Annotated in this window: 17 protein-coding genes and 2 pseudogenes; 3 read left to right on the forward strand and 16 right to left on the reverse strand. The window is 63.9% G+C overall.

The window, feature by feature from the left end; genetic code table 11:
• Positions 1–40 precede the first annotated feature (40 nt).
• Positions 41–1,414 carry an NAD-dependent succinate-semialdehyde dehydrogenase gene (locus ACM26W_RS05515; protein WP_416139843.1) on the forward strand — a complete coding sequence of 458 codons (1,374 nt, stop codon included), beginning with the start codon at positions 41–43 and terminating at the stop codon, positions 1,412–1,414.
• Between the two features lie 79 nt (positions 1,415–1,493).
• Here the strand turns inward: ACM26W_RS05515 and ACM26W_RS05520 are convergent, their stop codons facing one another.
• The 3 genes from ACM26W_RS05520 to ACM26W_RS05530 are packed head-to-tail and all read right to left on the reverse strand — an operon-like array spanning position 1,494 to position 5,278.
• Positions 1,494–2,678, reverse strand: a complete 1,185-nt coding sequence (locus ACM26W_RS05520) for a pyridoxal phosphate-dependent aminotransferase (protein WP_416139844.1) — start codon at positions 2,676–2,678, stop codon at positions 1,494–1,496.
• A gap of 46 nt (positions 2,679–2,724) precedes the next feature.
• On the reverse strand, positions 2,725–3,651 hold the full coding sequence (locus ACM26W_RS05525) for a CobW family GTP-binding protein (protein ID WP_416139845.1): 927 nt from the start codon (positions 3,649–3,651) through the stop codon (positions 2,725–2,727).
• On the reverse strand, positions 3,641–5,278 hold the full coding sequence (locus ACM26W_RS05530) for an amidohydrolase (protein WP_416139846.1): 1,638 nt from the start codon (positions 5,276–5,278) through the stop codon (positions 3,641–3,643). Before ACM26W_RS05530 ends, ACM26W_RS05525 begins: the two co-directional genes overlap by 11 nt.
• A gap of 112 nt (positions 5,279–5,390) precedes the next feature.
• On the opposite strand from ACM26W_RS05530, the gene ACM26W_RS05535 reads away from it, so the two are divergent.
• Entirely contained in the window at positions 5,391–6,281 is an 891-nt protein-coding gene (locus ACM26W_RS05535) for a LysR substrate-binding domain-containing protein (RefSeq protein WP_416139847.1), read from the forward strand.
• 69 nt (positions 6,282–6,350) lie between these two features.
• Here ACM26W_RS05535 and ACM26W_RS05540 read toward each other — a convergent pair whose 3' ends face one another.
• From ACM26W_RS05540 to ACM26W_RS05565, 6 genes and pseudogenes are all read right to left on the reverse strand, one after another.
• Positions 6,351–7,790: a sodium:solute symporter family protein gene (locus ACM26W_RS05540; RefSeq protein WP_416139848.1), complete on the reverse strand. Its 1,440-nt coding sequence runs from the start codon at positions 7,788–7,790 to the stop codon at positions 6,351–6,353.
• A gap of 195 nt (positions 7,791–7,985) precedes the next feature.
• On the reverse strand, positions 7,986–8,717 hold the full coding sequence (locus ACM26W_RS05545; protein WP_416140942.1) for a hypothetical protein: 732 nt from the start codon (positions 8,715–8,717) through the stop codon (positions 7,986–7,988).
• Positions 8,718–8,821: 104 nt separating this feature from the next.
• Positions 8,822–9,148 (reverse strand): annotated as a pseudogene (locus ACM26W_RS05550) (DcaP family trimeric outer membrane transporter); the annotation flags it as partial.
• Positions 9,149–9,374: 226 nt separating this feature from the next.
• Positions 9,375–10,733 (reverse strand): YfcC family protein, encoded by a 1,359-nt coding sequence (locus tag ACM26W_RS05555; RefSeq protein ID WP_416139849.1) that lies wholly within the window; start codon positions 10,731–10,733, stop codon positions 9,375–9,377.
• Between the two features lie 126 nt (positions 10,734–10,859).
• A complete protein-coding gene (locus tag ACM26W_RS05560) occupies positions 10,860–12,035 on the reverse strand; it encodes a M20 family metallopeptidase (protein WP_416139850.1) in 1,176 nt (391 codons plus the stop codon).
• Positions 12,036–12,483: 448 nt separating this feature from the next.
• The gene (locus ACM26W_RS05565; RefSeq protein ID WP_416140820.1) at positions 12,484–13,059 is read right to left on the reverse strand and encodes a LysR substrate-binding domain-containing protein; all 576 of its coding nucleotides are present in this window, start codon (positions 13,057–13,059) and stop codon (positions 12,484–12,486) included.
• Between ACM26W_RS05565 and ACM26W_RS05570 the strand changes: the two genes are divergently transcribed.
• The gene (locus tag ACM26W_RS05570; protein ID WP_416140821.1) at positions 13,042–13,176 is read left to right on the forward strand and encodes a hypothetical protein; all 135 of its coding nucleotides are present in this window, start codon (positions 13,042–13,044) and stop codon (positions 13,174–13,176) included. The two genes, ACM26W_RS05565 and ACM26W_RS05570, sit on opposite strands and share 18 nt — an antisense overlap.
• A gap of 23 nt (positions 13,177–13,199) precedes the next feature.
• Here ACM26W_RS05570 and ACM26W_RS05575 read toward each other — a convergent pair.
• From ACM26W_RS05575 to ACM26W_RS05605, 7 genes and pseudogenes are all read right to left on the reverse strand, one after another.
• Positions 13,200–13,484, reverse strand: a pseudogene (locus ACM26W_RS05575) (NAD(P)H-dependent oxidoreductase); the annotation flags it as partial.
• Positions 13,485–13,499: 15 nt separating this feature from the next.
• Entirely contained in the window at positions 13,500–15,122 is a 1,623-nt protein-coding gene (locus tag ACM26W_RS05580) for an SLC13 family permease (RefSeq protein WP_416139851.1), read from the reverse strand.
• A 115-nt stretch (positions 15,123–15,237) separates the two neighbouring features.
• On the reverse strand, positions 15,238–17,349 hold the full coding sequence (gene lpdA, locus ACM26W_RS05585) for a dihydrolipoyl dehydrogenase (protein WP_416139852.1): 2,112 nt from the start codon (positions 17,347–17,349) through the stop codon (positions 15,238–15,240).
• A gap of 12 nt (positions 17,350–17,361) precedes the next feature.
• Positions 17,362–18,636, reverse strand: a complete 1,275-nt coding sequence (aceF, locus tag ACM26W_RS05590) for a dihydrolipoyllysine-residue acetyltransferase (RefSeq protein ID WP_416139853.1) — start codon at positions 18,634–18,636, stop codon at positions 17,362–17,364.
• Positions 18,637–18,653: 17 nt separating this feature from the next.
• Complete coding sequence (gene aceE, locus ACM26W_RS05595) at positions 18,654–21,317, reverse strand: pyruvate dehydrogenase (acetyl-transferring), homodimeric type (protein ID WP_416139854.1); 2,664 nt, start codon at positions 21,315–21,317, stop codon at positions 18,654–18,656.
• Between the two features lie 37 nt (positions 21,318–21,354).
• Positions 21,355–23,625 (reverse strand): NADP-dependent malic enzyme, encoded by a 2,271-nt coding sequence (locus tag ACM26W_RS05600; RefSeq protein ID WP_416139855.1) that lies wholly within the window; start codon positions 23,623–23,625, stop codon positions 21,355–21,357.
• A gap of 214 nt (positions 23,626–23,839) precedes the next feature.
• Positions 23,840–25,126 (reverse strand): phospholipase D-like domain-containing protein, encoded by a 1,287-nt coding sequence (locus ACM26W_RS05605; protein ID WP_416139856.1) that lies wholly within the window; start codon positions 25,124–25,126, stop codon positions 23,840–23,842.
• Positions 25,127–25,151: the final 25 nt, after the last annotated feature.

The following is a 25,151-nucleotide window of genomic DNA, read 5'->3' on the forward strand; positions in this document are numbered from 1 at the left end:
TCACCAAAGGGCATAACGACAATCACAACAGGAGTAACCGATGATCCAGTACGCCGTGACCAATCCGGCCACCGGGGAGGTGGAGAAGACCTTTGCCCTGGCGACCGATGACGAGATCCAGAAGGCCATCGCCAGGGCCGACCACGCCTTCGGCGAGTGGCGCCACAGCGCGCAGGCCACCCGTGTGGCGCTGCTGCAGCGAGTCGCCGACCTCTACGTCGAGCGCCGTGAGGAATTGGCTGCCATCATCGCTCGTGAGATGGGCAAGCCGCTGTTCCAGGCCGGCCTCGAGATCGATATCGTGGTCTCCATCTATCGCTACTACGCCGAGCAGGGCCCGCGCTTCCTGGCCAATGAGCCCATCGAGGTGGCGAGTGGGGGTAGCGCGGAGATCCGCAAGGAGGGGCTCGGTGTGCTGCTCGGCATCATGCCCTGGAACTTCCCCTACTATCAGGTGGCGCGTTTTGCGGCCCCCAACCTGATGAACGGCAACACGATCCTGCTCAAGCATGCGCCCCAGTGCCCCGAGTCGGCCCAGGCCATGGAGCAGATCTTCCAGGACGCCGGCGCCCCCGAGGGCGTCTACGTCAACGTCTATGCCAGCAATGAGCAAGCCGCGGAGATCATCGCCGACCCGCGCGTGCAGGGTGTGTCGCTGACCGGCTCCGAGCGGGCTGGCTCCGCGGTGGCCGAGATTGCCGGGCGCCACCTCAAGAAGGTGGTGTTGGAGCTGGGGGGCTCGGATCCTTTCATCGTGTTGGACGATGCCGACCTGGGGCAGGCGGTTCAGCAGGCGCTGATAGGCCGCTTCGGTAACGCCGGCCAGGCCTGCAATGCGGCCAAGCGTATCCTGGTGGATGCCAAGGTACATGATGAGTTTCTGACGGGCTTTTGCGAGGCCATCGAAGGAATCCCGGTGGGTGACCCCATGGCCGAGGGTACCTTCATGGGCCCGCTCTCCTCCGAGCAGGCCCTGCTGACTCTCGAGGCTCAGGTGCAGGATGCCATCGCCCAGGGCGCTACGCTGATCACCGGTGGTCAGCGCCTCGACCGTCCCGGGGCCTGGTATGCACCGACCCTGCTGACCGGGGTGACCCCGGAGATGCAGCTGTTCCGCGAGGAGCTTTTCGGCCCAGTGGCCGTCGTCTTCAAGGTCGCGGATGAGGAGGAGGCGGTGCGCCTGGCCAACGACTCCGCCTACGGCCTGGGGGCGGTGGTCCAGTCCACCAACCTGGAGCGGGCTCGGCGACTGGCCGAGCGGCTCGAGGCCGGCATGGTGCATATCAACGAAGGACCGGGCTCGGCCGCCGAGCTGCCCTTCGGCGGCATCAAGCGCTCAGGCTTCGGTCGCGAGCTGGGCTGCGATGGCATGGAGGAGTTCGTCAACCGCAAGCTGGTAAAGATTGCCGGCTGAACCAAGCCTTTCGAACTAATTGCAAAGCGCCCCGCCGGGTTACCCGGCGGGGCGCTTTGCTCAAGAGCCAGGGGAGGCGTCAGGCGGTGGCGACGGCGTGCGCACAGGCGCAGGCCTTCAGGCGCAGGCATGCCTCGCGCAGCTGCGCTTCGTCCACCGTCAGGCTCAGGCGTACGAAGCCGGCACCGGAGGGGCCGAAGGCCTCGGCGGAGAGTACCGAGACATCGTAGCCATCGAGCAGCGCCTGGCTGAATGCCTTGGCGGAAAGCCCAGTGCGGCGCACGTCGATCATCAGAAACATGCCAGAGGGCGGACGCACCACCCGCAGCAGCTCGCTATCCGCCAGAGCGTCGCAGACGGCATCGCGGCGTGCCCGGTAGGTGGTCTTCATCTCGGCCAGCTCGGCGGGCGGGTGGGCCAGGGCCTCCACGGCGGCGTCCTGGAGGAAGCTGGGGCAGCCGTAGAGCATGCACAGGGAGAGGTTGAAGAGGTGATCGACCAGAGGCGCGGGGGCCATCACCCAGCCCAATCGCCAGCCGGTCATGGCGTGGGACTTGGAGAGGCTGTTGATCACCACGGTACGCTCCGCCATGCCGGGCAGGGAGGCAGGACACAGATGCTCACCGTCATGCACCAGCTCGGCATAGACCTCATCGGACACCAACCAGAGATCATGCTTGCGGCACAGCGCTGCCACCCCTTCCCAGGTGGCCCGGTCGATCAGCTGGCCGGTGGGGTTGTGGGGGCTGTTGAGCATGATCACTCGGGTGCGCGTCGTGATGGCGGCCTCCAGGCGCTCCAGACGCAGGCGGAAGTCCTCATCGGGGTCCAAGGGCACGCGCACGATGCGGGCGTCGGTGGAGCGCACCGCGGCCTCGTAGGTGACATAGGTGGGCTCGGGGATGATCACCTCGTCGTCCGGGTCGAGCAGGCACTGAGCCACGGCGTAGAGGCCGCACTGGGCGCCGTGCAGCACGATGACGCGCTCGGGGCCGACATCCTTCACGCCCTGGCCGCGGTGGTAGGCGGCGATCGCCTCGCGCAGCGCCAGTTTGCCGCGCATGTCGGGGTAGTGGGTATGTCCATCGCGAAGGCCGGCGACCGCGGCATCGACGATGGGGGCCGGGGTGTCGAAGTCCGGGTCGCCGACGGAGAGGATGGTGACCTCCTCTCCGCGGGCGCGGCGCTGCAGGGCCTGGATGTGGATCTCCCAGGCGGCGGTTCCTTCGCCGGCGATGCGCTGGGTCAGCTGCGAGAAGTGCATGGTTTCTCTCCGTTGTACGTTGATGAAAATGGCATCGGGAGCAGGCTCAGTCGTTGGCCAGCGCCATCAGGTCGCTGCAGAGGGCCTCGAAGCGTTCTCCCGGGGTGCCGATCAGCACCAGCTGAGGCGCTGCGGGTGGCTTGAGGGAGGACTGCCACTGCGGGTGGCGCCCGCTGAACTGCAGCAGCCGAAGCGATTCATATCCCCGGCAACGCAGGAACCCCTTGGCACGTAACAGCACGTCGGCGTGCTCGGTCAGCAGCTTGCTCACGGCCTCGGTATCGACCGCGCCGGAAGGCCTCAGGGTCACGCTGGTGCAGGGGTGGGCGCCGCCTGTCCGGGTGGCGGGGGCGAAGCGCGGCACCGGGGGTGCTGGACGCGGTGCCGGTGCATCCTTGGGACTCTCCAGCAACAGGCGCTTTGCTTTCGGGTTGAGTGCGTCCAGCAGGGCCTCCAGCCGTTGGCGAAAGTCGCCGTCATCCGGAAGGCGGTTAAGCAGCAGGCGATGTGCGGTGCGCACCTGATCCCGCCAGGCCTCGCCGATCAGCGGGTGGTTGGCGTTGGCCAGCGCCTGGCTGGCATCGACCAGGCAGACCACCTCCTCGAGGCGAAGCTGACGGGAGACCCGGGCGATATCGGCGATACGCGCCGTGTCGGCCACCCCGCTGGCCTCGATGTAGATCGCCGTGGGTTTGGGCGTGAATCGCAGCACTTCGGCGAGCTGCTCGGCCAGGGTGCCGCCCAGGGTGCAGCAGATGCAGCCGTTGGTCAGGCCGATCACCCGGTCGTCACGGTAGTCGATCAGGGCGCTGTCGATATTGATGTCGCCGAAATCGTTGACCAGGATCAGCGAGCCGGGGGTAATGCCTTTCTGTATCAGGGTGTTGAGGTAACTGGTCTTGCCGGCGCCGAGGAAGCCGCCGATGACTGTCACCGGGATGAGCCGGCCCACCTCCGTTGGCTCAAGCTTCATGGACGCGCCCGCCCAGCACGGTGGCGACCACCTCGATCTTGGCCAGCTGCTCGCCGTCGCCGGCCAGTGGGTCACGGTCGAGCACCGCCATGTCGGCATACTTGCCCATTTCCAGGCTGCCGATCAGGTGATCCAGCTTGAGGGTGTAGGCGGCGCCCAGGGTGATCGCCTCCAGCGCCTGGGGAACGCTGATGCGCTCAAAGGGGCCGAGCAGTTGGCCCGTGGCGGTCTTGCGCGTGCAGGCCACATGGGCGGTGAACAGCGGGCCCAGCGGTGTGACCGGCGCATCGCTGTGGATGGCCAGGGGGACGGCGTGACGCAGTACCGAGGCGGCCGGGTTCAGGCGCTGGGCGCGCTCCCCGCCCAGCACGGTATCGGCGTGGACGTCCCCCCAGTAGTAGAGGTGGTTGGTGAGCAGGTTCATGCACAGCCCCAGGGCCTTGGCGCGGCGCATTTGTGCCTGATCGGCGACCTGGCAGTGATGCAGGGTGTGGCGATGGTCGAGACGCGGCCACAGCTCCAGCGCCTCCTGGAGGGTATCCAGCATCAGCTCCACCGCTTCGTCGCCGTTGGTGTGGATCTGCAGGTGCACGCCGGCCTGATGGTAGGCCTGGACGATGCGATTGAGTTCTTCCGGTGTCGCATTCCAGGCGCCATTGGGCAGGCCATTATGGTAATAGGGCCACTTCAGTCGGCTGGTGAAGGCCGACATGGAACCATCGGTCATCACCTTGGCCAGCCCGAAGTGGAGGCGTGGGTTGCTCTTCTCGCGGCAGGCCGCCAGGCGCTCGATGCCTTCATCGATGGGGCGACCGAGGGTGCTCATCGCCGGCACGATGCGGATCGGGAAGTCCTCTTCCTCGGTCACGGTTATCAGCGAGGCGATACCTTCGTCGGTGAGCGGGTTGAAGAGGTCGGTGGCGGTGGTCACCCCGGCCAGCCTGGCCGCCTCACCGAAGCGGCGCAGGGTGTCGGGCTTCGAGACGATATCGAACAGGCTCACGCCCAGGCTCTCGTGGATGGCATGCATGGCCGCCATCTCCTTGATCGAGCCGGTAGGCCTGCCCTGGTCATCGAGCAGGATGCCTTCGATATCGGCGTGGCGATCCAGGCCGGCGCGCTCGATCATGGCGCTGTTGACGGTCATGGCGTGGAAGGAGAGGTGCACGACGACCACCGGGCGGTCGCTCACGGCGGCATCCAGGGCATGGCGATCAACGCTCTCGCCCTGGAAGAAGATCGGGTCGAAGCCCCAGGCGATGATCGGTTCGTCGGCGGGCAGGCGCGCGGCGGCCTCGCGTAGGCGACTCTGCATGGCGGCGATGTCGCGGATGCCCTCCCAGACCTGGCCCCGGGGGTCCTTGCGCGGATAGTAGCCGAGATAAAGGTACTGCCAGAGCGCCCCCTCGTGGGCATGGCTGTGGCCCTCTACCATGCCAGGCATGATCACCCGATCGGCGAAGCGATCATCATGGCGCATCTCGCCCTGGTGGCGGGCCAGGTCGGCCATGCTCTCCACGGTGCCGACGCCCAGGATGCGGCCGTCGCGCACGGCGATATGGGTGGCCTCCGGCAGGGAGGGATTCATGGTAATGATCTTCTTCGCGCTGAACACGGTGGTGGTCATGGTGGTACCTTGTTATTGGACGTGTGGAGCTTAATTAACCTCGATTATTAGTAAGGGAGGCGGCGAAGTATAATGTTGAACATTCATCCCACCATGCGCCGGGGTTATCGCCGTGAGAGTTGAAATCCGCCAGCTGAAGGCCTTTATCGTGGTGGCTGAAAAGCTGCATTTCGGCCAGGCCGCCACGGCCCTGCACCTGACCCAGCCGGCCTTGAGTCGCACCGTCCAGCAGCTCGAGGAGGCCATCGGTGAGCCGCTGCTGATACGCAGCAACCGCAGCGTTTCTGTGACCGAAGCGGGGCGAGTCTTCCTGGACAAGGCCCAGCGCATCGTTGATGACCTGGATGACGCCATCGAGCTGACCCGACAGGCAGCCGGTGGGGAAAAGGGGAAGCTGCGCATCGGCTATACCGACATGGCGATCCTCGGCAGGCTGCCCGACGTGGTGCACGCCTTTCGAGAGCGCTATCCCGGCGTCGAGGTCGAGATGCTGTATGCGCCCAATACCCCGCAGCTGCATCTGCTGGAGGATGACCGCCTCGACTTTGCCTTCGTCTCCGGGGTGATCCAGGCCGAGGGGTTCGATACCCGTGTCGTGCAGGACGATCGCTTCGTGGTACTGCTGCCGCCCGGTCACCCGCTGGCCGAGAAAGCTGAACTGACGCTCGCCGACCTGCGTGGTGAGCCCTTCGTGATCGGCATTCGCCAGAACTGGCGGGACTACCGGCGCCACCTGGACGCCATCTTTCTGGAACAGCGTTTCGAACCCCGCATCGTGCAGGAGGCTTACAACAGCCAGGCGGTGTTTGCCTTCGTGGCGGCCGGCATGGGCGTCAGCGTTCACATCGAGTCGGCGCGGCGCTGGATGTGTGACCGGGTGGCCGTGCGGCCGCTCACCGGGGTCGACTCGACCTTCCAGACTTCAGCCCTGTGGCGCAGCGACGGTGACTCTCCCCTGAAGCGCCACTTCCTCGAACACCTCTATCAATCGCTCAAGATGTGAGTCAGCGCCGGCCCTCTGCGTGAATCGGCCGGCCCGGGGCACGCCTGCCACCGGGCCATAACGTGACGGTCAGCTGATCTTCGCTGCGGTCGCGGAGCGGCGTCTGGCCGGCTCCAATGCCATCACCGTGAACAGTGTGAGCGCCGATGCCGGCACACCGATGAATACCGGGCTCCAGCCGCCAGGCTGGCCCAGTAGTTGCCAGCTCAGGGCCACCACCAGCCCGACCCACATGGCACTGGCGCCGGCCAGCCGGCTGGGCCGGGACCACAGCACCCCGAGCAACAGAGGGACCAGCAGACTGGCGACCAGAATCGCCGAGCCCGTGATCCACAGCTGGATCAGACGCGGCACGGCGAGTGCCAGCAGCAGTGAGATCAAGGCCATGACGATTACCGCGCCGCGACTGCACATCAGTAGCTGACGATCGGTGGCGCCCTTGGCGTTGGGCTGAATGAAATCGCTGACCAAGGTGGAGGCACCGGCAATGAAGAAGGAGTCGGCGCAGGAGACCACCGTCGCGATCAGGGTGATCAACATCAGCGCGAAGAACCAGAAGGGCATCGCCTCCTGGATGACGTGGTAATAGATCATCGAGGGCGGCTCGGCGACGATGCCCAGCCCCACCTTGGCGAACACGCCGGTCATCACAACCACCAGGCCGCTGATCAGCAGCAGGATCACCGCCCACCAGTAGGCCTTCATGGTGGTACCCAGGTCCTTGGCCGACCAGATCCGCGACCAGAGGTCCTGACGTACCAGTACGGCGGCACCCAGGGTGAACATGAACAGGAAGATCTGGTAGGGGGAGATATTGGTCAGCTGGAACAGCGCCTGCTGGCCGGTGGCCTCGGCGCTGGACATAACCTCGCCCCAGCCTCCTGACATGACATAGACGGCCACGAACAGGGCCACGATGCCCGCCGTCTGGATGGTGCCCTGAACGGCATCCGACCAGACCACCGAGGTGAAGCCGCCCAGGTAGGTCTTGAGGGTCAGGAAGGCGCAGGCGATCAGGATGCCGTGGGTCGTTTCGAGGCCGAAGATCAGCTTGAGGATGGTGGCCAGGGCAACGAACTGCATCCCGGTCAGCGCCGAGATGGCCACCAGGTTGGCGATGGAGGCGGGGTAGCGTGCCAGGGGGCCATAGCGTAGCGCCGCATAGTCGCCAACGGTGTAAAGCTCATGCCGGTCGCCCAGCTCTCGCAGGCGCTTGACGAAGAAGGCGGTCAGGATCGCCAGCACCCCGATAAGGGGAAAGAGCATCCACATCTGGCTGACGCCGATGCGGTAGGCATCAGCCATCAGGCCCAGCAGCATGGCACCTCCGATCAGCGTGCCCAGGATGGTCAGGATCATCGGCAGCAGCGGCATGCTGCGCCCTGCGACGTTGTAGCCGGCGAAGGTCCTCACCTTGCGATAGAAATAGTAGGCATAGAGCAGGATGAGGATGGCATAGGCGCCGGTCAGGGCGATCACGGTGGGGAGCTGGTGGTCGGGAATCAGCATCGTGGCTTCCTCGAATAGTTATTGGATGCGAAGCGTGGTCTTTGCGTTGATGCTATGTCCGCAGCTGTCGTTGGGAACAATGCCGTTTTGCTCTCATGCGATAGGCACTGTGCATCGAGGCGCCGGGCTAAGGAAAAAGGCCCCGCCGTGGCGGGGCAATCGATGAACAAGACAGGCCAGTCGAGGGAAGGGTACCTAGAACCGGTACATCACCATGCCCTGGAGGCGAACCGCATCGCCGGAGTCGCCCCGAGCGGTTTCACGCTGATGGTAGCCGGCCTCCACCCCGTAGGTGACGTTCTGAACCGGCGACCACATATAGTTGACGAACAGGGTTTCCCAGCGATCGTCAGCCGGTGCCTGGGGATGGATTGCGTCATCAGCGATCGCATCGTCGATATCGGCAGTAGCGATACCGTAGGCCAGGTTGAGACTCCCGGGGCCGACCCGGGCGCTGAGCCCCAGCACGCCTCCAGTAGCGGAGATGGACTGGGCCTGGCCACTGCTGTCCAGGTAGCCTGCGCCCACGCCGCTGGCCAGTGCCGGATTACCATAGAGGTAGTTGCCGATGCCGTCCCCGTGGACCACGGCACCCTGAACCTTGACCGCCTCGCCGAGCGCCAGGCTGGCCTCCAGGGCCAGGCCCCAGCCGAGGGTGCGGTCGGTGCTGTCGTCAGCGCCGCGATAGAACTCGATCTCGCGCAGCATGGCGGAGGAGGCGTACTGGAAGGTGTCTGTACCGCCGTGATAGCGCAGCGTCAGGTGCGGCAGGCGGCTCTTGCTGGTATTGGCTTCGTCCAGAGGCAAGGTCGAGGCGCCGATGAAGCCGCTGGGATCTTCCAGAGCGACGGCGAAGCCCCCCAGGCTGTAGCGCAGCTGTGCGAGGCGCCCCAGCTGTGCCTGGCCGACCTGGCCATTGAAATCCACCGTCGGCGTGAAGCCGATGAAGCGGTCGCTGCCGAAGTTGGTCTTGGTCTGGCCGGCCAGCAGGCCATTCCACTCGCCATAGGCATGGCGCAGGCGAAATTCTCCCCCCCACTGCCGAAGAAGTCCCCCTCGAGGCGGGTTTTCAGGTCGCCGTTGGATGTCGGTGTTGAGGTGGTGATGCCGAAGCGGCTCTGATAGGCATGCAGGGTGCTATGGCCGTCTGGGCCAGGTTGCCCATCCGCTCGAATCGCCCCGGGGTTCACCGCATTGCCGAGATTGTCATCCAGGTCCTGAATGATATCCAGCTTGGCGAAGCCATAGACGCTGGCCCTGGTGTCGCCGGCGTTGATCTCGAAGGCGGAGGCTGAGGCAGACGCCACCAGAGAGCCAGTAAGCAGGACGGACGCAAGAGGAGTCAGTCGAAAGATCATGAGAGAGTTATGTCCATTTGTGGGCTTGTTATTGGAGAAACATCGATATCGAACACGATGCTGAAGACAGGTTATATTTTTGTATTTTCTGTTTGAAATGCCGTATTTCTCTCATGCGATGCCTGTGATGCATCCACGTTGATGAGTCGTTTCGTATGCCCATATAAAATGCCAGGCATCCGCATCGGGATGCCTGGCAAAGGGTTGATGGTTGAGCGTGTGGGGGCTACCAGCCAGTGTGCTGGGCGATGACCAGGAAGATGGCAGCAGAAGTGCACCAGACCAGCATCAGCGGCGCGATGAACTTCAGCCACCGTCCGTAGGGGATCTTGCCGATGGCCAGGATCGCGAGGGCCACCCCGGGGAAGATGATGTTGGTGAAACCATCTCCGAACTGGAAGGCTAGTACCGCGGTCTGGCGTGTCACGTCAAGCAAATCAGAAAGCCCGCTCATGATCGGCATGGTAATCAGCGCCTGGCCGCTGCCGGAGCCGACCAGGAAATTGAACAGCCCTTGCACGATGAACATGCCCACTGCGGTTAGGTAGGAGGGGGTGCCATCGATCAACTGGCTGATACCATGGACGATGGTATCGAGGACGTTACCATCATTGAGCAGGATCGATGCCGCGCGGGCCAGACCGATCACGATCACACCGACCAGCACCAGATTGAAACCCTCGTGGAAGATTTCGGCTATGCGGCTGAAGGTGAAGCCATAGACAAGCCCGAGCACGATGGCCATGAAGGCATACCAACCACCGATCTCGATAAAGTACCAGCCGTGGTTGAGTAAACCGTGGATCATGACCCCCATGCCAGCGGCCAGGAAGAGCCCGCCGACCACATTGCGCCAGGTACTGAAGCTGGGAACATTATCCTCGCTGGTCAGGAAGGCGCCGTTCTGTCCATCGTCATGAACCAAGCTCGACTGGGGATTGGATTGCACTTTCATGGCATAGCGCATGACGTAGAGCATGCCGGTCAGGCTGATGAAGGCCAGGATCAGGCTGCGATAGCCGATGCCCGAATAGAGCGGGAGCTCCATCAGGGTCTGGGCCAGCCCTACCGTCGCCGGTGCGGTCAAGGCCACCGAAAAGCCCGCACAGGTGCTGACCAGCACCATGGCGGTGGCGGTGAAGCGGTCGTAGCCCATCCGGAGCATCAGCGGGATCATCACCGGAACATAGACGAGGCCCAGCTCCATGGCGCCGGTGAAGGTGGTGAACAATGTCATGGGGATCATCATCACCGGAACGATCAGGATCGGACGACGCGAGAAGGCATTCACTACCTTCTGGATCATCAACGCCAGCAGGCCGGTGTGCTGAAGCATGGCAAAGAGGCCACCGATCATCAGCCCCCCGAAGATGATCGGGCCGGCCTCCACCAGACCGCGGGGAATCGAGAACAGCAGGTCGAGAAAGCCGAGGCGGTCACCCTCCAGGTACTGGAAGGTACCGGGGGCCACCAGCTGCGTACCGCGGGGCCCTTCGACTCGCTCGAAGCTGCCTTGGGGCGCCAGCCAGGTGATCAGGTAGGCGATCAGGATCAGCGCCGCCATGATCACGTAAACATGGGGCATCCGGAAGCGGCCCTTGAGCCAAGAGGTATCAGGCCGCCCCTTTCGGGCAGCTTGCTGGGTCGTGGTGGTCATATCGAAGACTCGTTATTGTCGTTCAGTGTGTGTTAAACCTGCGCTCCTTTCGGGTCAGGCGCAGTAGCGAAGGGCAACCTCGCAGAAAAGGCGCGTGCCGATCAGAAGGGCATCCTCATCGATGGTGAAGCGCGGATGGTGGTGCGGAAAATCACTGCCCTTCTGCGCATTACCGGAGCCGATGAAGAAGTAGCTTCCCGGTGCCTCCTGCAAGAAAGCAGAGAAGTCCTCGGCGCCCATCTTGGGCGGGGTATCGATCACTGCCGCCTCTCCGAAGGCCTCGATAGCCGCTTCCCTTACCAGCTGAGTCGGCGCCTCGTCGTTGATCACCGGGTGGTAGCCGCTGAGGTACTCAAAGCGGTAGTTGGCGCCGTGGGCCTCGGTGATGCCCTTGACGATGCGCTCCATCAGTATCGGTACCTGGGCACGCACCTCGGGATCGAAACTTCTCACTGTGCCGGCCAGTTCGGCCTTGTCGGCGATCACGTTCGGAGCTTCACCCGCGACGAACTTGCCTACCGTGACCACCAAGGGCTCCAGCGGATTGGTGTGCCGGGCCACCAGTTGGTGCAGGTTGGAGACCACTTCGGCACCGATAGCGATACTGTCTCTGGCTTGGTGGGGCATGGCGCCGTGACCGCCCTTGCCCTGGATGGTGATGAAGAAGCCGTCTGGGGCCGCCATCATCGGGCCATTGCGCACGCCGATCTTGCCGGTCTCGACATCTGACATCAGATGGGCACCCATGACCCAGTCGACGCCCTCCATGGCGCCGGCTTCCACCATTTCCTTCGCGCCGCCAGGGAAATACTCCTCGGCATGCTGAAAGAAGAAGCGAATCTCACCCTGGAGTCGTTCGCGGTGCTGGGACAGGATCCTGGCGGCGCCGAGCAGCATGGCCGTATGGCCGTCATGGCCGCAGGCATGCATCACCCCCGGCTCACACGAGGCGAACTCGAAGTCGTTTTCTTCCTGGATTGGAAGGGCGTCAGTGTCGGCGCGCAGGGCCAGTGTCTTGCCGGGCAGGTCACCAATCAGGCGGGCCATCACGCTGGTGGGGGTCGGGCGGCTGAGTTCCAGATTACCGAAGGAACGCAGAACTTCCTCGATGTAATCGGCGGTCCTGCTTTCCTTGAAGGAGAGTTCCGGATGGCGGTGAAGGTGCCGGCGCCAGGTGGTGATGTCGTCACGATAGTGGGTAACCTGATCGGCCAGAGTATGGGGCATCATGGGCACGTCCTTATTGAAGTTATTGGGCTCGACAGGCGCCTTGGCATACCGCCGCTGTTACGGGGAGTGCCGGGCTGCCCTGGATGGTCAAAGCCTATAGGTCGATGGGAAGGCGCTTCAATGTGCAGCTAGGGCTGAAACGATGCCGTTTGTTGATGATGCAATGTCTGGCGATGATGGATAAATAATTTCCAATTTTATCAGTAGGTTGATTGGATTTTCTGTGTGACCACTCGGTCAGCTTGTGGAGGGGTTTTTGCTTCTGCCAGTGGCAGCAGCGTCCCGGCTAGCGGCTTGCGCAGCGTATCAAGCGCCGCCGCAGACTTCTTGAGCCGCATGACATGGCCGGGCCGCAGCCCATGGCGCGGTGCGTACCTTCATCGGGTTCAGCCGTGCGGCAGGACTGAACCAATACCGGTGACGAAGCCGCACAGGCCCAGGCCCTGCGTCAGCCGGCGACGGATTGGCCATTCAGGGAAAGCTTGCAGGGAATTGCCTCGGCAAGAAACTCGATCAGAGCCCTGACGGCGGGTACCAGCCCTCTGCGAGACGTGAAGACCGCCTGGATCGTACCGTAGGGCGAACGCCACTCCGGCAGCACTTGAACCAGCTCACCCGAATCCAGTCCCGGCTGGCAGATGTTGTTGGGCAGAAGCGCCACGCCTAACCCCTCTCGTGCGGCGGCCAGCAGCATGTCGAAATTGCTGCACATCATTCGCGGGCGAAGGCTGACAACTGCGGTCTCGTCATTGGGGCCGTGCAGCTCCCAATGGACCAGATCAGACTCTTCAGCCATCGAGAGCGTCGGTACGTCAGCGAGGCGGTCGATGGAAGAGGGAAGCTCATAGGCAACTTGCATGGCAGGACTCGCTGCAAGCACCAGCTGGCTTTGGCCCAGCGGACGCATGACCAGGGACGCATCGCTCTCGCCGAAAGGGGCTCTCAGGAGTTCAATCAGCCGATCCACCCCTCTTCGGTCAATTCGGGGCAGAACAGCTTCGAGAGTCTGGACACGAATGGTGATGGCGTCATTTCCCGAGAAGAGGCCGACGCAGGCACGTTGCCAGCCAACTTCCTCTACCTGGACCGCAACCATGACGGGGTGATCGCTCACCGGGAGTTCCACTTCCGTCCGCGTTGATCCCCTGGTTCTGATGCCAGAGTTCACGCTTCGGATCTACGCCTTGGCGACAGGAAATCGGGGTGCGTCCCCGATTTCCTTAGCTGGTGCCCGGATGGCGCCGCGGCGTGCTGTCTCCGGCACAGAAAACACATGGGGGTTGGGGGAAGTGCGCCCGGCGCCCATGCCATATCCGAGCTAGTCTGATCGAGGAAGGTGCGCATCTGTCCCGTCATATTCCCGAAGCGAGTCGGGGTGCTGAAGATCATGGCATCGTTGTCGCCAACCTCCTTGGGTGGAGTAACCGGCGCGCTCTGATCGGTCTTACCGCTCACTGCCAATGATCAGAACTGCAGCCCGAGCGCGAAGCCGCCGATCAGGTAGCAGAAGAGGGTGATCAAGACGATCCCGATGACGTTGAGTACAACCCCGCCGCGCGCCATCTGGGCGATGGTAACGGCGCCGGTACCGAAGACAATGGCGTTCGGGGGCGTACCAACCGGTAGCATGAAGGCGCAGGTCGCGGCAAAGGCCGCCGGGATGAGCAGCGTCATCGGATCGGCGCCGATGCCGACCGCAACGCCCCCGAGCACGGGGATGAAGGTCGCGGCGGTCGCGGTGTTGCTGGTCACCTCGGTCAGGAACAGGATGATCGTGGCGACGGCGGCGACTAACAGGATGATCGGAAGCATGCCGAGGCCTGTGACCTGCTGGCCGAACCAGTTGTCGAGGCCGGACGCCGCGACGGCGCCGGCGAGACTCAGGCCGCCACCGAACAGCAGCAGTACGCCCCAGGGCAACCCATCCTCGGCATCTTGCCAGGTCAGCACCATCTCGCTCCGGCCTCTACCGGGCAGGATGAACATCGCGATACCGGCGGCGACGGCGATGGCGGTGTCGTTAAGATTGCCAAGCGGCCCCAGCCGCTCACCCACTCCCGGTATGTTGGCGAGCAACCCGGGCACGACCCACAGGAACGCCGCCGAGCCGAAGACGAACATCACCATCTTCTCGCCCTGGCTGAGCGAGCCGAGCTTATGGATCTCGCCGGCGATCATCTCCTTGCCGCCGGGGATCTCCGCGATCTTGAAGCGGTAGAGCACACGAGTCATCAATACCCAACCCACCAGGATGAAGGTGAAGGCCAGCGGCACTCCAAGCATCATCCAGTCGAGAAAGCCGATGGTGCGGCCCAGCTCATCGGCGGCGTAGCCCGCGACGATGGCGTTCGGTGGGCTACCGAGCAGGGTGCCGAGGCCGCCCATGCTCGCCGACCAGGCAATCGCCAGGAGCAGGCAGACACCGAAACGCTTGATGTTTTCGTCGTAGATGAAGTCCACGTGACCGGGCCTATGGTGATCGTGCTCGTGGCCTGCGGGGTCGTGCCCGGGCGCGGCCGTCTTCAACGTCTCGCCGCTACGCTCTGCGACCAGGGCCAGTACGGAGAGCCCGATCGGCAGCATCATCAGGGTCGTCGCGGTGTTCGAGACCCACATCGACAGAAAGCCCGTGGCGAGCATCATGCCGAGCACGATGCGCTTCGGCTCGACACCCACCCGTGCCAGCGTCAGCAGCGCAATGCGGCGATGGAGGTTCCATTTCTCCATCGCGATGGCGATCAAGAAGCCGCCGAGGAAAAGAAACACGATGGAACTGGCATAGGGCGCCGTGGCCTCGCCGACGGTCCGCGCCGTCAGCATCGGGATCAGCACGATCGGCAGCAGGGACGTGGCCGAGAGCGGGATCGCCTCCGTCATCCACCAGACCGCCATCAGGGTGGCGATCGTCGCGACCCAGCGAGCGTCCGACGACAGTCCCTCGGCGAACCCCATGGCGATCCAGACCACCAACGCCATGATCAACCCGAAGGCACGCAAGCCCCATGTCATTTTCGCGGATCTCCCACCGGGCCCTGACTCCCCGGTAAAGTCTTCGTATTCTCCTTGCTGACGAGGTTGATCGGCCATTGTTACGTCCTCCCCGATTGTTTGCATTTATTTATGCTTGGGAGTTCCAGGGTAGACGGCTGAGGTTGGGTAGCCGCGTGTACGCGGCGGCATCAGCCGCCCGATGGTGTTCGCCCTATCGCTTCTTCTGCGGAGGCAGATCGGTACACACCCCTTCGAACAATTCTGCGGCCATGCCGACCGACTCGCCCAGGGTCGGATGCGGATGGATGGTCTTGCCGATGTCGACCGGGTCGCAGCCCATCTCGATGGCCAGACATAGTTCGCTGATCAGATCCCCCGCCTGGGTGCCGACGATGGCCCCGCCGATGATGCGATGGGTCTCCTCGTCGAACAGCAGCTTGGTGAAACCTTCGTCGCGGCCGTTGGCGATGGCACGACCGGAAGCGGCCCAGGGGAATACCGCCTTGCCGTACTTGATGCCCTCGGCCTTGCATTCGGTCTCGGTCTTGCCGGCCCAGGCGACTTCCGGGTCGGTGTAGGCCACCGAGGGAATCTGGCGGGCATCGAAGAAGCTCTTCTGACCGGCGGCGGCTTCCGCCGCGACATGCGCCTCATGCACCGCCTTGTGGGCCAGCATCGGCTGGCCGATGATGTCGCCGATGGCGAAGATGTGCCCGACGTTGGTGCGCATCTGCTTGTCGGTGCCGATGAAACCGCGTTCGTCGACCGCCACGCCGGCGTTCTCGGCACCGATCTTGTTGCCGTTGGGCGTGCGCCCGACCGACTGCAGGATCATGTCGTACAGCTGGGGCTCGGCGGGGGCGTTGTCGCCCTCGAAGCTGACCTTGAGGCCGTTCTTCTGGGCCTTCACGGCGGTTGTCTTGGTCTTGAGCATCACCTTGTCGAAGCGCGGCGTGTTGACCTTCTCCCAGACCTTGACCAGGTCGCGGTCGGCGCCGGTCATCAGCCCGTCGAGCATCTCGACCACGTCGATGCGAGTGCCCAGGCTGGAGTAGACCGTGGCCATCTCCAGGCCGATGATGCCGCCGCCGATGACCAGCATGCGCTTGGGGATGGTGGTCAGTTCCAACGCGCCGGTGGAGTCCACCACCCGGGGGTCGTCGGGAATGAAGGGGAGTGTCACCGACTGGGAACCGGCGGCGATGATGCACTTGTCGAACTTCACCACCTGCTTGTCGCCGGACGGTTCCTGGCCGTCTCCGCTGGTCAGGGCAACTTCCAGGTGATGCGGGTCGAGGAAGGTCCCGATCCCCCGCAGCGTCTGGACCTTGCGTGCCTTGGCCATGCCGGCCAGCCCCCCGGTGAGCTTGCCGACGACCTTTTCCTTCCAGCCGCGCAGCTTGTCGAGATCGATCTTCGGCTTGCCGAAGGCGATGCCGTGTTCGGCCATGTCATTGGCCGCGTCGGTGACCGCCGCGACATGCAGCAGCGCCTTGGAAGGGATGCAGCCGACGTTGAGGCATACCCCGCCGAGGGTGGCATAGCGCTCCACCAGCACGGTCTTCATCCCCAGGTCGGCGGCCCTGAAGGCGGCCGAGTAGCCGCCCGGGCCGGCGCCGAGCACCAGCATCTCGCACTCGAGGTCGGCTCCGCCGGTGTGAGTGGCTGCCGCAGGCGCGGGGGAGGCGGCCGCCTTCTCCCCCGCTCCCTGGGCGGGAGAGGGTGAGGAGGTGGGGGATTTGCCTTCGGCTTCCAGCATCAGGATCGCCGAGCCTTCCGAGACCTTGTCGCCGACCGCCACCATCACGTCGCTGACCTTGCCGGCCTTGGGCGCGGGTACATCCATCGAGGCCTTGTCGGTCTCCAGGGTGATCAGCGGGTCCTCGGCACGGATCGTATCGCCGGGCCGCACCAGCACTTCGATCACCGGGACGTCATCGAAATCGCCGATGTCCGGCACCCGAACCTCCTCAAGGCTGCCACCGCCATAACCCCCGCCGGCATCGCCGGGCGCCGCGGACCCCACCCCTGGTTCATGGACCGCCGGATGCGGGTCGTGGTCCGCCACCCGGGAATTGATCTCGGCCGGTTCCAGCAGCATGATGATCGAGCCTTCCGAGACCTTGTCACCCTCCTTGACCTTGAGCTCTCCGACCGTTCCTGAAGCCGGAGACGGCACGTCCATGGAGGCCTTGTCGGTCTCTATAGTGATCAGCGGGGTTTCGATGTCGATCGCATCGCCCGGCTTGACCAGCACTTCGATGATCTCGACGTCCTTGAAGTCCCCGATATCGGGCACCTTGACTTCGATTGCATTGGCCATGTCGTGGACTCCTCACATGATAATGCGCCGCATGTCGGCGAGCAGATTGGCAAAATGGACGTTGAAACGGGCCGCAGCGGCGCCGTCGATCACCCGGTGATCCCAGGAGAGCGACAGGGGTAGCACGAATCGCCAGGCCGATTCCTTGCCGTCCGGCGAGACCTGCTTCCAGTAGGAGCGACACACGCCCATGATGGCCACTTCGGGGGCGTTGATGATGGGGGTGAAATACAGCCCGCCGATTCCGCCCAGCGAGGAGATGGTGAAACAGCCGCCCTGCATCTGATCGGGCTTGAGCTTGCCGTCGCGGGCCAGCTTGGCCAGCGCCCCCATTTCCTGGGCGATCTCGACCACGCCTTTCTGGTCCGCATCGCGGATCACCGGCACCACCAGGCCGTTGGGCGTGTCGGCGGCGAAACCGATGTGGTAATACTGCTTGAGGATCAGATTGTCGCCGTCCAGCGAGGCGTTGAACTCGGGGAACTGCTTCAAGGAGGCGACCGCGGCCTTGATCATGAAGGCCAGCATGCTGACCTTGATGCCGGCCTTCTCGTTGGCCTTGTTGAACTGCACCCGGAAGGCTTCCAGGTCGGTGATGTCGGCCTCGTCGTGGTTGGTGACGTGGGGAATCTGCACCCAGTTGCGATGCAGGTTGGCACCGGAGATCTTCTTGATGCGCGACAGTGGCTGGGTCTCCACCGGGCCGAACTTGCTGAAGTCGACCTTGGGCCAGGGCAGCAGATCCAGCCCCCCGCCGGCGGAAGGCGCTGCGGCAACCGGCGCCGCCGCGCCGCCCTTGGCGACGCTGCGTATGTCCTCCTGGGTGACCCGGCCCTTGAGGCCGGTTGGCGGCACTCGTGTCAGGTCCACCTCCAGTTCGCGAGCCAGGCGGCGAGCCGAGGGGCTGGCGTGAACCCGGCTGAAATCCGCGATCGGCCCGGTCGACGGCGCGGCCGTCGGTGGACTCGAGGGGGGATCCGCCGGTGGCGGCGTCTTCTCTTCTTCCGCGGCACGAGAGGGGGCAGGAGTGGCAGGGGACGCCGCTTCGTCTTCCGCCTCCAGCGTCAGGATCGTCGACCCCTCGGAAACCGAGTCACCGAGCTTGACCTTGATCTCCTTGACGGTGCCGGCCTGGGGGGCGGGCACGTCCATCGAAGCCTTGTCGGATTCCACGGTGATCAGCGGGTCCTCGGCCTGAATGCTGTCCCCGGCCTGGACATGGATTTCGATGATCGGCACATCGGTATAGTCGCCGATGTCGGGTACCTTGATGTCTTGGATGGCCACGTTTCTTCTCCTCCGGCTCAGGCGTACAGGGGGTTGGGCTTTTCGGGGTCGATGCCGTATTTGGCGATGGCATCCCGGACCTTGCCGCTCTTGAGCTTGCCCTCGTCGACCAGAGCCTGCAGCGCGGCCAGGGTGACGTAATGACGATCCACCTCGAAGTGGCGGCGCAGCGCCTCACGGCTGTCGGAGCGACCGAAGCCGTCGGTGCCCAGTACCTCGTAACGCCGCGGCACGAAGGGTCGAATCTGTTCCGCGAACATTCGGATGTAGTCGGTGGAGGCGATGACCGGTCCTTCGGAACCTTCCAGGCATTGTTCGACATAGCTCTTGCGCGGCGTCTTCCCGGGATGCAGCCGGTTCCAGCGCTTGACGGCCTGGCCGTCGCGGGCCAGCTCATTGAAGCTCGGGCAACTCCAGACATCGGCCGCCACGCCCCAGTCGTCGCGCAGCAGGTCCACCGCGGCAATCACTTCGTTGAGGATGCTGCCACAGCCCAGCAGCTGTACCCGGGGTCCCTTTCCCTTGGCCTTGCTGAAGGGGTACATGCCCTTGATGATGCCTTCTTCGGCGCCGTCGGGCAGCGCCGGATGATGGTAGTTCTCGTTCAGCGTGGTGATGTAGTAGAAGACGTTCTCCTGATCCTCGTACATGCGCTTGAGGCCATCGCGCACGATCACCGCCACCTCATAGTGGAAGGTGGGGTCATAGGCCATGCAGTTGGGGATGAACTGGGCGAACAGCTGGCTGTGCCCGTCCTGGTGCTGCAAACCCTCGCCGTTCAGGGTGGTGCGCCCCGAGGTGCCGCCAATCAGGAAGCCCCGCGCCAGCATGTCGCCGGCCGCCCAGGCCAGGTCGCCGATGCGCTGGAAGCCGAACATGGAGTAGTAGACGTAGAACGGGATCATGGTGACCCCGTGGTTGCTGTAGGACGTGGCCACGGCGATCCACGACGACATGGCCCCGTCCTCGTTGATGCCTTCCTGCAGGATCTGGCCCTTCTGGTCCTCCCGGTAGGGCATGATCTCCTCGGCGTCCATGGGCACATACTTCTGCCCCTCGGGGGCGTAGATACCGATCTGCCGGAACATGCCCTCCATGCCGAAGGTGCGTGACTCGTCGGCGACGATCGGCGTCAGCCGAGGCCCCAGGGTCTTGTCCCGGGCCAGGGAGACCATGATGCGCACCAAAGCCATGGTGGTGGACATGGTGCGTTCCCCGGTGTCCGCCAGCACCTGCTTGAACATGTCCAGGGGGGGCGCCTTGAGCACATCGCCGTTGCGCTGGCGCTGGGGGAGATAGCCCCCCAGCGCCTTGCGCTGCCCGTGCAGGAACTGCATCTCGGCGCTGTCCTCGGGGGGCTTGAAGAAGGCCGCCTTGGTGACCTGTTCGTCACTGAAGGGCAGTCCGAAGCGCTGGTGAAAATGCCTGAGATTGTCCTCGCCCAGTTTCTTCTTCTGGTGGGTGATGTTCTGGCCCTCGCCGCCCTCACCCATGCCGTAGCCCTTGACGGTCTTCATCAGCAGCACCGAGGGCTTGTCCTTGGTGTTGACCGCCGCGTGATAGGCCGCGTAGACCTTCTGCGGATCGTGGCCACCGCGGACCAGCTTGTAGTAGATGTCGTCGTCCGACAGATGGGCGACCATTTCCTTGAGCTCCGGATACTTGCCGAAGAAGTGCTCGCGGATATAACCGCCACCCTTGACCTTGAAGTTCTGGTACTCGCCGTCGACGCACTCCCCCATGCGCTTGCGCAACAGCCCCTGGGTGTCCTTGGCCAGCAGTTCGTCCCAGCCCGACCCCCACAGGCACTTGATGACGTTCCACCCCGCACCCCGGAAGTTGCCTTCCAGTTCCTGAACGATCTTGCTGTTGCCGCGCACCGGGCCGTCCAGACGCTGCAGGTTGCAGTTGATCACGAAGATCAGGTTGTCCAGCTTCTCCCGGTGGGCCAGCGAGATGGCGCCCTGGGACTGAGGCTCATCCATCTCGCCATCACCCAGAAACGCCCAGACCTTGCGTCCCTCGGTGTCGGCCAGCCCCCTGTTGTGGAGGTGCTTCATGAACCGGGCCTGATAGATGGCCATGATCGGCCCCAGGCCCATGGAGACGGTGGAGACCTGCCAGAAGTCTGGCATCAGATAGGGGTGGGGATAGGAGGAGAGCCCCTTGCCATCCACTTCCAGTCGGAAGTTCTCCAGCTGCTCCTCGGTGAGCCGCCCCTCCAGAAAGGCGCGCGCGTAGATGCCCGGTGCGCAATGCCCCTGGACGTAGATGATGTCTCCACCATGAGTGTCGGTAGGGGCATGCCAGAAGTGATTGAAACCCACTTCGTACATCACCGCCGAAGACGCGTAGCTGGCGATATGCCCCCCGGGTTCGGCGGGCTTCTTGTTGGCGCGCACCACCATGGCCATGGCATTCCAGCGCAGGTAGGCAATCAGCCGCTGCAGCAGGGCTTCGTCGCCGGGCAGCTTGGCCTCCTTGTGGGGCGGTATGGTATTCACATAGGGCGTGCGGGTCGTGTCCGGCGCCTCGGCGCCGGTCCGGTAGGCTTCTTCCACCGCCTTGTGCAGCAGATAGGTGGCCCGCTCGGGGCCCACCCGCTCCACCACCACGTCGACGGCTTCCTGCCACTCCCGGGTCTCCTGTGGATCGAAGTCATTGTAGTTTTCGAAGGCCATGGATCGTCTCCCTTGGTTGGGACGGAATTGTTGTTGGTTATCGATCGGTCTGTGCCTCGACCACGGCGAAGGCGCCCATGTTGGCGATACCCCGTGCGGTGACCGTGCGGTTGAGCACATGAACCGGCTTGGCGGCCCCCAGCAGGATGGGGCCCACGGACACGCCATTGCCCAGTACCTTCAGGGCGGAGAAGGCGATGTTCGCCGCGTCCAGGTTGGGCATGATCAACAGATTGGCCTCGCCGTCGAGAAGCGAATCGGGCAGGATGCGCCCGCGCACGCCGGTGGACAGCGCCGAGTCGGCTTGCATCTCGCCGTCCACCATCAGATCCGGTGCACGTTCCCGGATCAGCGCCAGTGCCTGGCGCATTTTTTCTGCGCTGCCGAAGTCGGAACTGCCGAAGTTGGAGTGAGAGACCAGGGCGGCCCTGGGTGTGATGCCGAAGCGGCGAATCTGCTCCGCGGCCAGCAGGGTGATCTCGGCGATCTGACCGGCATCGGGATCGTAATTGACGAAGGGATCGGCAATGAACAGGGTGGTCCGTTCGAGGATCAGCAACTGCAGGGCGGCGGGCGTACTGACGCCTTCCCGCAGGCCGATGACGTCCAGCACCAGGTCCAGATGCTCGTGGTAGGTGCCTACCGGGCCGGCAATCATGGCATCCACATCGCCTCGGCGCAGCAACAGCGAGGCCAGGATGGTGGCCCGGCTGCGCACTCGCTTCTCGGCGGCTTCCGGGTGGACACCACGCCGCCCCATCAGCTGGTGGTACTCGCTGGCCAGATCGGCGTAGTCGGGATAGTCATGCGCATCGATCAGCTCGAAATCGATGCCGGCCTTCACCGGCAGGCCTAGTTCCTCGATGCGGGCCTCGATGACCGTGCGGCGGCCGATCAGTAAGGGTTTGGCATAGTGCTGAGTGACGCAGACCTCCATGGCGCGGAGGACGCGCTCATCCTCGCCTTCGGCGAACAGCAGGCGGAGAGGATTCTGTCGAGCCCGCTCGAACACCGGCTCCATCACGTTGCCGGAGCGGTATACCAGTCGTGACAACGTGCGAGTATAGGCGTCCAGGTCCGCAATGGGTCGAGCGGCCACACCGCTGTCCATGGCGGCCTTGGCCACCGCCGGCGGGATGGTGTCGATCAGGCGCGGGTCGAAGGGTTTGGGCAGGATGTACTCCGGGCCGAAGGTCAGCGCCTGTCCGCCATAGGCCACCGCCACTGTTTCCGGGACCGTGGTGGTCGCCATGTCGGCGATGGCCTTGACGGTGGCCAGTTTCATCTCCTCGTTGATGGTGGTGGCGCCGCAGTCCAGGGCCCCCCGAAAGATGAACGGGAAGCAGAGGACGTTGTTGACCTGGTTGGGGTAGTCCGAGCGGCCGGTGGCGATCACCGCATCCGGGCGTACCGCCTTGGCCTCCTCCGGCATGATTTCCGGGGTGGGGTTGGCCATGGCCAGGATCAGTGGGCGATCGGCCATGGTCGCCACCATCTCCGGTTTGAGCACGCCCCCCGACGAGAGACCGAAGAACACGTCGGAGCCGTTCACGGCATCCGCCAGGGTGCGGGCCTCGGTCCGGGCCGCATAGCGCGCCTTGTATTGGTCCAGGCCGCCGGCACGGTCGGTGTGGATCACGCCACTGCGGTCGCACACCAGGATGTTGTCCTTGCGAACCCCCAGGGACACCGCCAGATCCAGACAGGCCAGGGCCGCGGAGCCCGCGCCGTTGCAGACTAAACGGATGTCGCCGAGCTCCTTGTCCACCACCCTCAGGCCGTTGAGCAGGGCGGCGGCCGTGACGATAGCGGTGCCGTGCTGGTCATCGTGGAAGACCGGAATCTTCATCCGCTCGCGCAGGCGCCGCTCGATCTCGAAGCATTCCGGTGCCTTGATGTCTTCCAGATTGATCCCGCCGAAGGTGGCCTCCAGGCCGGCGATGATCTCGATCAGCTTGTCCGGGTCGCGCTCCTCGATCTCGATATCGAACACGTCCACGTCGGCGAACTTCTTGAACAGCACGGCCTTGCCTTCCATCACTGGCTTGGAGGCCAGCGCGCCGATGGCCCCCAGCCCGAGCACCGCCGTGCCGTTGCTGATCACGGCAACCAGGTTACCGCGGGCGGTGTACTCGGCCGCCATCAGGGGGTCACGTTCGATCTCCTCGCAGGCCGCGGCCACGCCGGGCGAATAGGCCAGCGACAGGTCACGCTGGCTGGCCATGGGCTTGATCGCCTGGATCGCCAGCTTGCCGGGGCGGGGAAATCGATGGTATTTCAAGGCGCTGTCGCGCAAGTCGTCTGCCATGTCCGTTACCTCACTCACTCTCACCAGCGGCGACAGCGGCGTAGAGGACCGCTTTGCTGGTTACATTGTCGAAGCGCTCCCATGCAGGCTGCCACGGGCCGAGCCACAATCCCCTTTGCGCCGGACTCGGCACGATAAGCCTACAGGCACTATAGACATAAACGATAAGCGGGGGGCTTCAGACCCCAAGGGGGTGCCGCATGGTGGCCAGCTGTCACAGGTGCCACCCGATGCTCATGGCCAGCCAGCCCACCAGGCGCTTTGAAAGAGGGCGGTCTTGCCAGGCTTCCAGGTCGTAACGCTTAGCCTGTTCGAGGTCGCGTTCGTACATCGACCTCAGTGTCGCCGCCAGGTCTCGATCCATGATGACGATGTTGGTCTCGTCATTGAGCCGGAAGGAGCGGTTGTCGAGGTTGGACGAGCCGATGGCGATCCAATAATCGTCGACAATATAGAGTTTCCCATGGTACTTCGACGGCTGATATTCATGGATTCGTACACCGGCCTCCAGCAGCTTGCCCCAGCGATTCATCGACGCCTCCCTCACGAGGGTGCTGTAGTGCCCTTCGGTCGGAAGCAGCAAGTCCACGCTGACACCGCGCTCACGGGCGTCGATCAAGGCGTCCATGATCAAGTCATCGGGATAGAAATACGGTGTGGCCAGGCGGATGCTGTCGCGCGAGCCGGACACGGCCAGGAGCAGCATCAACCGTATGCGCTGAGTCCCCTCTCGCGGTGAACTGTCGACCACCTTGGCGCCAAGTTCTCCCTGCGCCTCCAGCTCGGGCAAGTACGTCGTCGAGTACAGTAGCTGATTCCTTGCCTCGATCCAGTTGAGCATGAAGGAGTTCTGAAGGTGGGCGACCACAGGGCCTTCGAAGCGATAGTGGCTGTCTCGATAGCCGCCGCTCTCGGGATTGCCCTGCCAGGGGTCGGCGACGTTGGCGCCACCGATGAATCCAATCGTGCCGTCGACGATCAGCAGCTTGCGATGGGTGCGGTGATTGAAGCGCGACAGTTGGTACCAGGAAGGCTGTCGCCAGCGCACCACGTCCACGCCGGCATCTTCCATCCGGCGAAATGTCTCGCGGTTCGCCTTCACTGAACCGACATAATCGATGATCGCGTGAACGGCGACTCCGCGCTGCGCGGCGTTGGCCAGCGCTTCGGCGAAGTCGACGGCGATTCCCTCCCCCCAGAACTCGAAGGTCTCGAAGGTGATGCTTTGGGTGGCCTGCTCGATGGCCGTCAGCTTGGCCTCAAAGATCTGTTCGCCATTCTCGAGGATATCGATGCGGTTCCCCGGGGTGGCGGCACTGCCGAGGACTACCGACTGCAGGTGGCGAAACGCCTCGGTGTCAACGGCCGGGATCGAGGAAATCGGCTCGGTTACCCGCATCGGCGCGGGTACGGCGTTGGAGTAGATCAAGAATGCCACCAGGGTGGCCAGCACAGCCCCCGCGGCAACGGCGATCAACCCGATCCTGGACTTGTACGTCATGCACCCCCCTCGCAGGCTTGAGCCG

The sequence above is a fragment of the Halomonas sp. HK25 genome (genome assembly GCF_047795635.1).
GTDB lineage: Bacteria > Pseudomonadota > Gammaproteobacteria > Pseudomonadales > Halomonadaceae > Halomonas.

Excerpts from the sequence above, each read along its gene's own strand:
- ACM26W_RS05600 (WP_416139855.1), bottom strand. The coding sequence starts at position 23,625 with ATGGCAGACGACTTGCGCGACAGCGCCTTGAAATACCATCGATTTCCC.
- ACM26W_RS05520 (WP_416139844.1), bottom strand. The coding sequence starts at position 2,678 with ATGCACTTCTCGCAGCTGACCCAGCGCATCGCCGGCGAAGGAACCGCC.
- ACM26W_RS05515 (WP_416139843.1), top strand. The coding sequence starts at position 41 with ATGATCCAGTACGCCGTGACCAATCCGGCCACCGGGGAGGTGGAGAAG.
- ACM26W_RS05530 (WP_416139846.1), bottom strand. The coding sequence starts at position 5,278 with ATGACCACCACCGTGTTCAGCGCGAAGAAGATCATTACCATGAATCCC.
- ACM26W_RS05525 (WP_416139845.1), bottom strand. The coding sequence starts at position 3,651 with ATGAAGCTTGAGCCAACGGAGGTGGGCCGGCTCATCCCGGTGACAGTC.
- ACM26W_RS05580 (WP_416139851.1), bottom strand. The coding sequence starts at position 15,122 with ATGGCCGATCAACCTCGTCAGCAAGGAGAATACGAAGACTTTACCGGG.
- ACM26W_RS05560 (WP_416139850.1), bottom strand. The coding sequence starts at position 12,035 with ATGATGCCCCATACTCTGGCCGATCAGGTTACCCACTATCGTGACGAC.
- ACM26W_RS05605 (WP_416139856.1), bottom strand. The coding sequence starts at position 25,126 with ATGACGTACAAGTCCAGGATCGGGTTGATCGCCGTTGCCGCGGGGGCT.
- ACM26W_RS05555 (WP_416139849.1), bottom strand. The coding sequence starts at position 10,733 with ATGCCCCATGTTTACGTGATCATGGCGGCGCTGATCCTGATCGCCTAC.
- aceE (WP_416139854.1), bottom strand. The coding sequence starts at position 21,317 with ATGGCCTTCGAAAACTACAATGACTTCGATCCACAGGAGACCCGGGAG.
- ACM26W_RS05540 (WP_416139848.1), bottom strand. The coding sequence starts at position 7,790 with ATGCTGATTCCCGACCACCAGCTCCCCACCGTGATCGCCCTGACCGGC.
- lpdA (WP_416139852.1), bottom strand. The coding sequence starts at position 17,349 with ATGGCCAATGCAATCGAAGTCAAGGTGCCCGATATCGGGGACTTCAAG.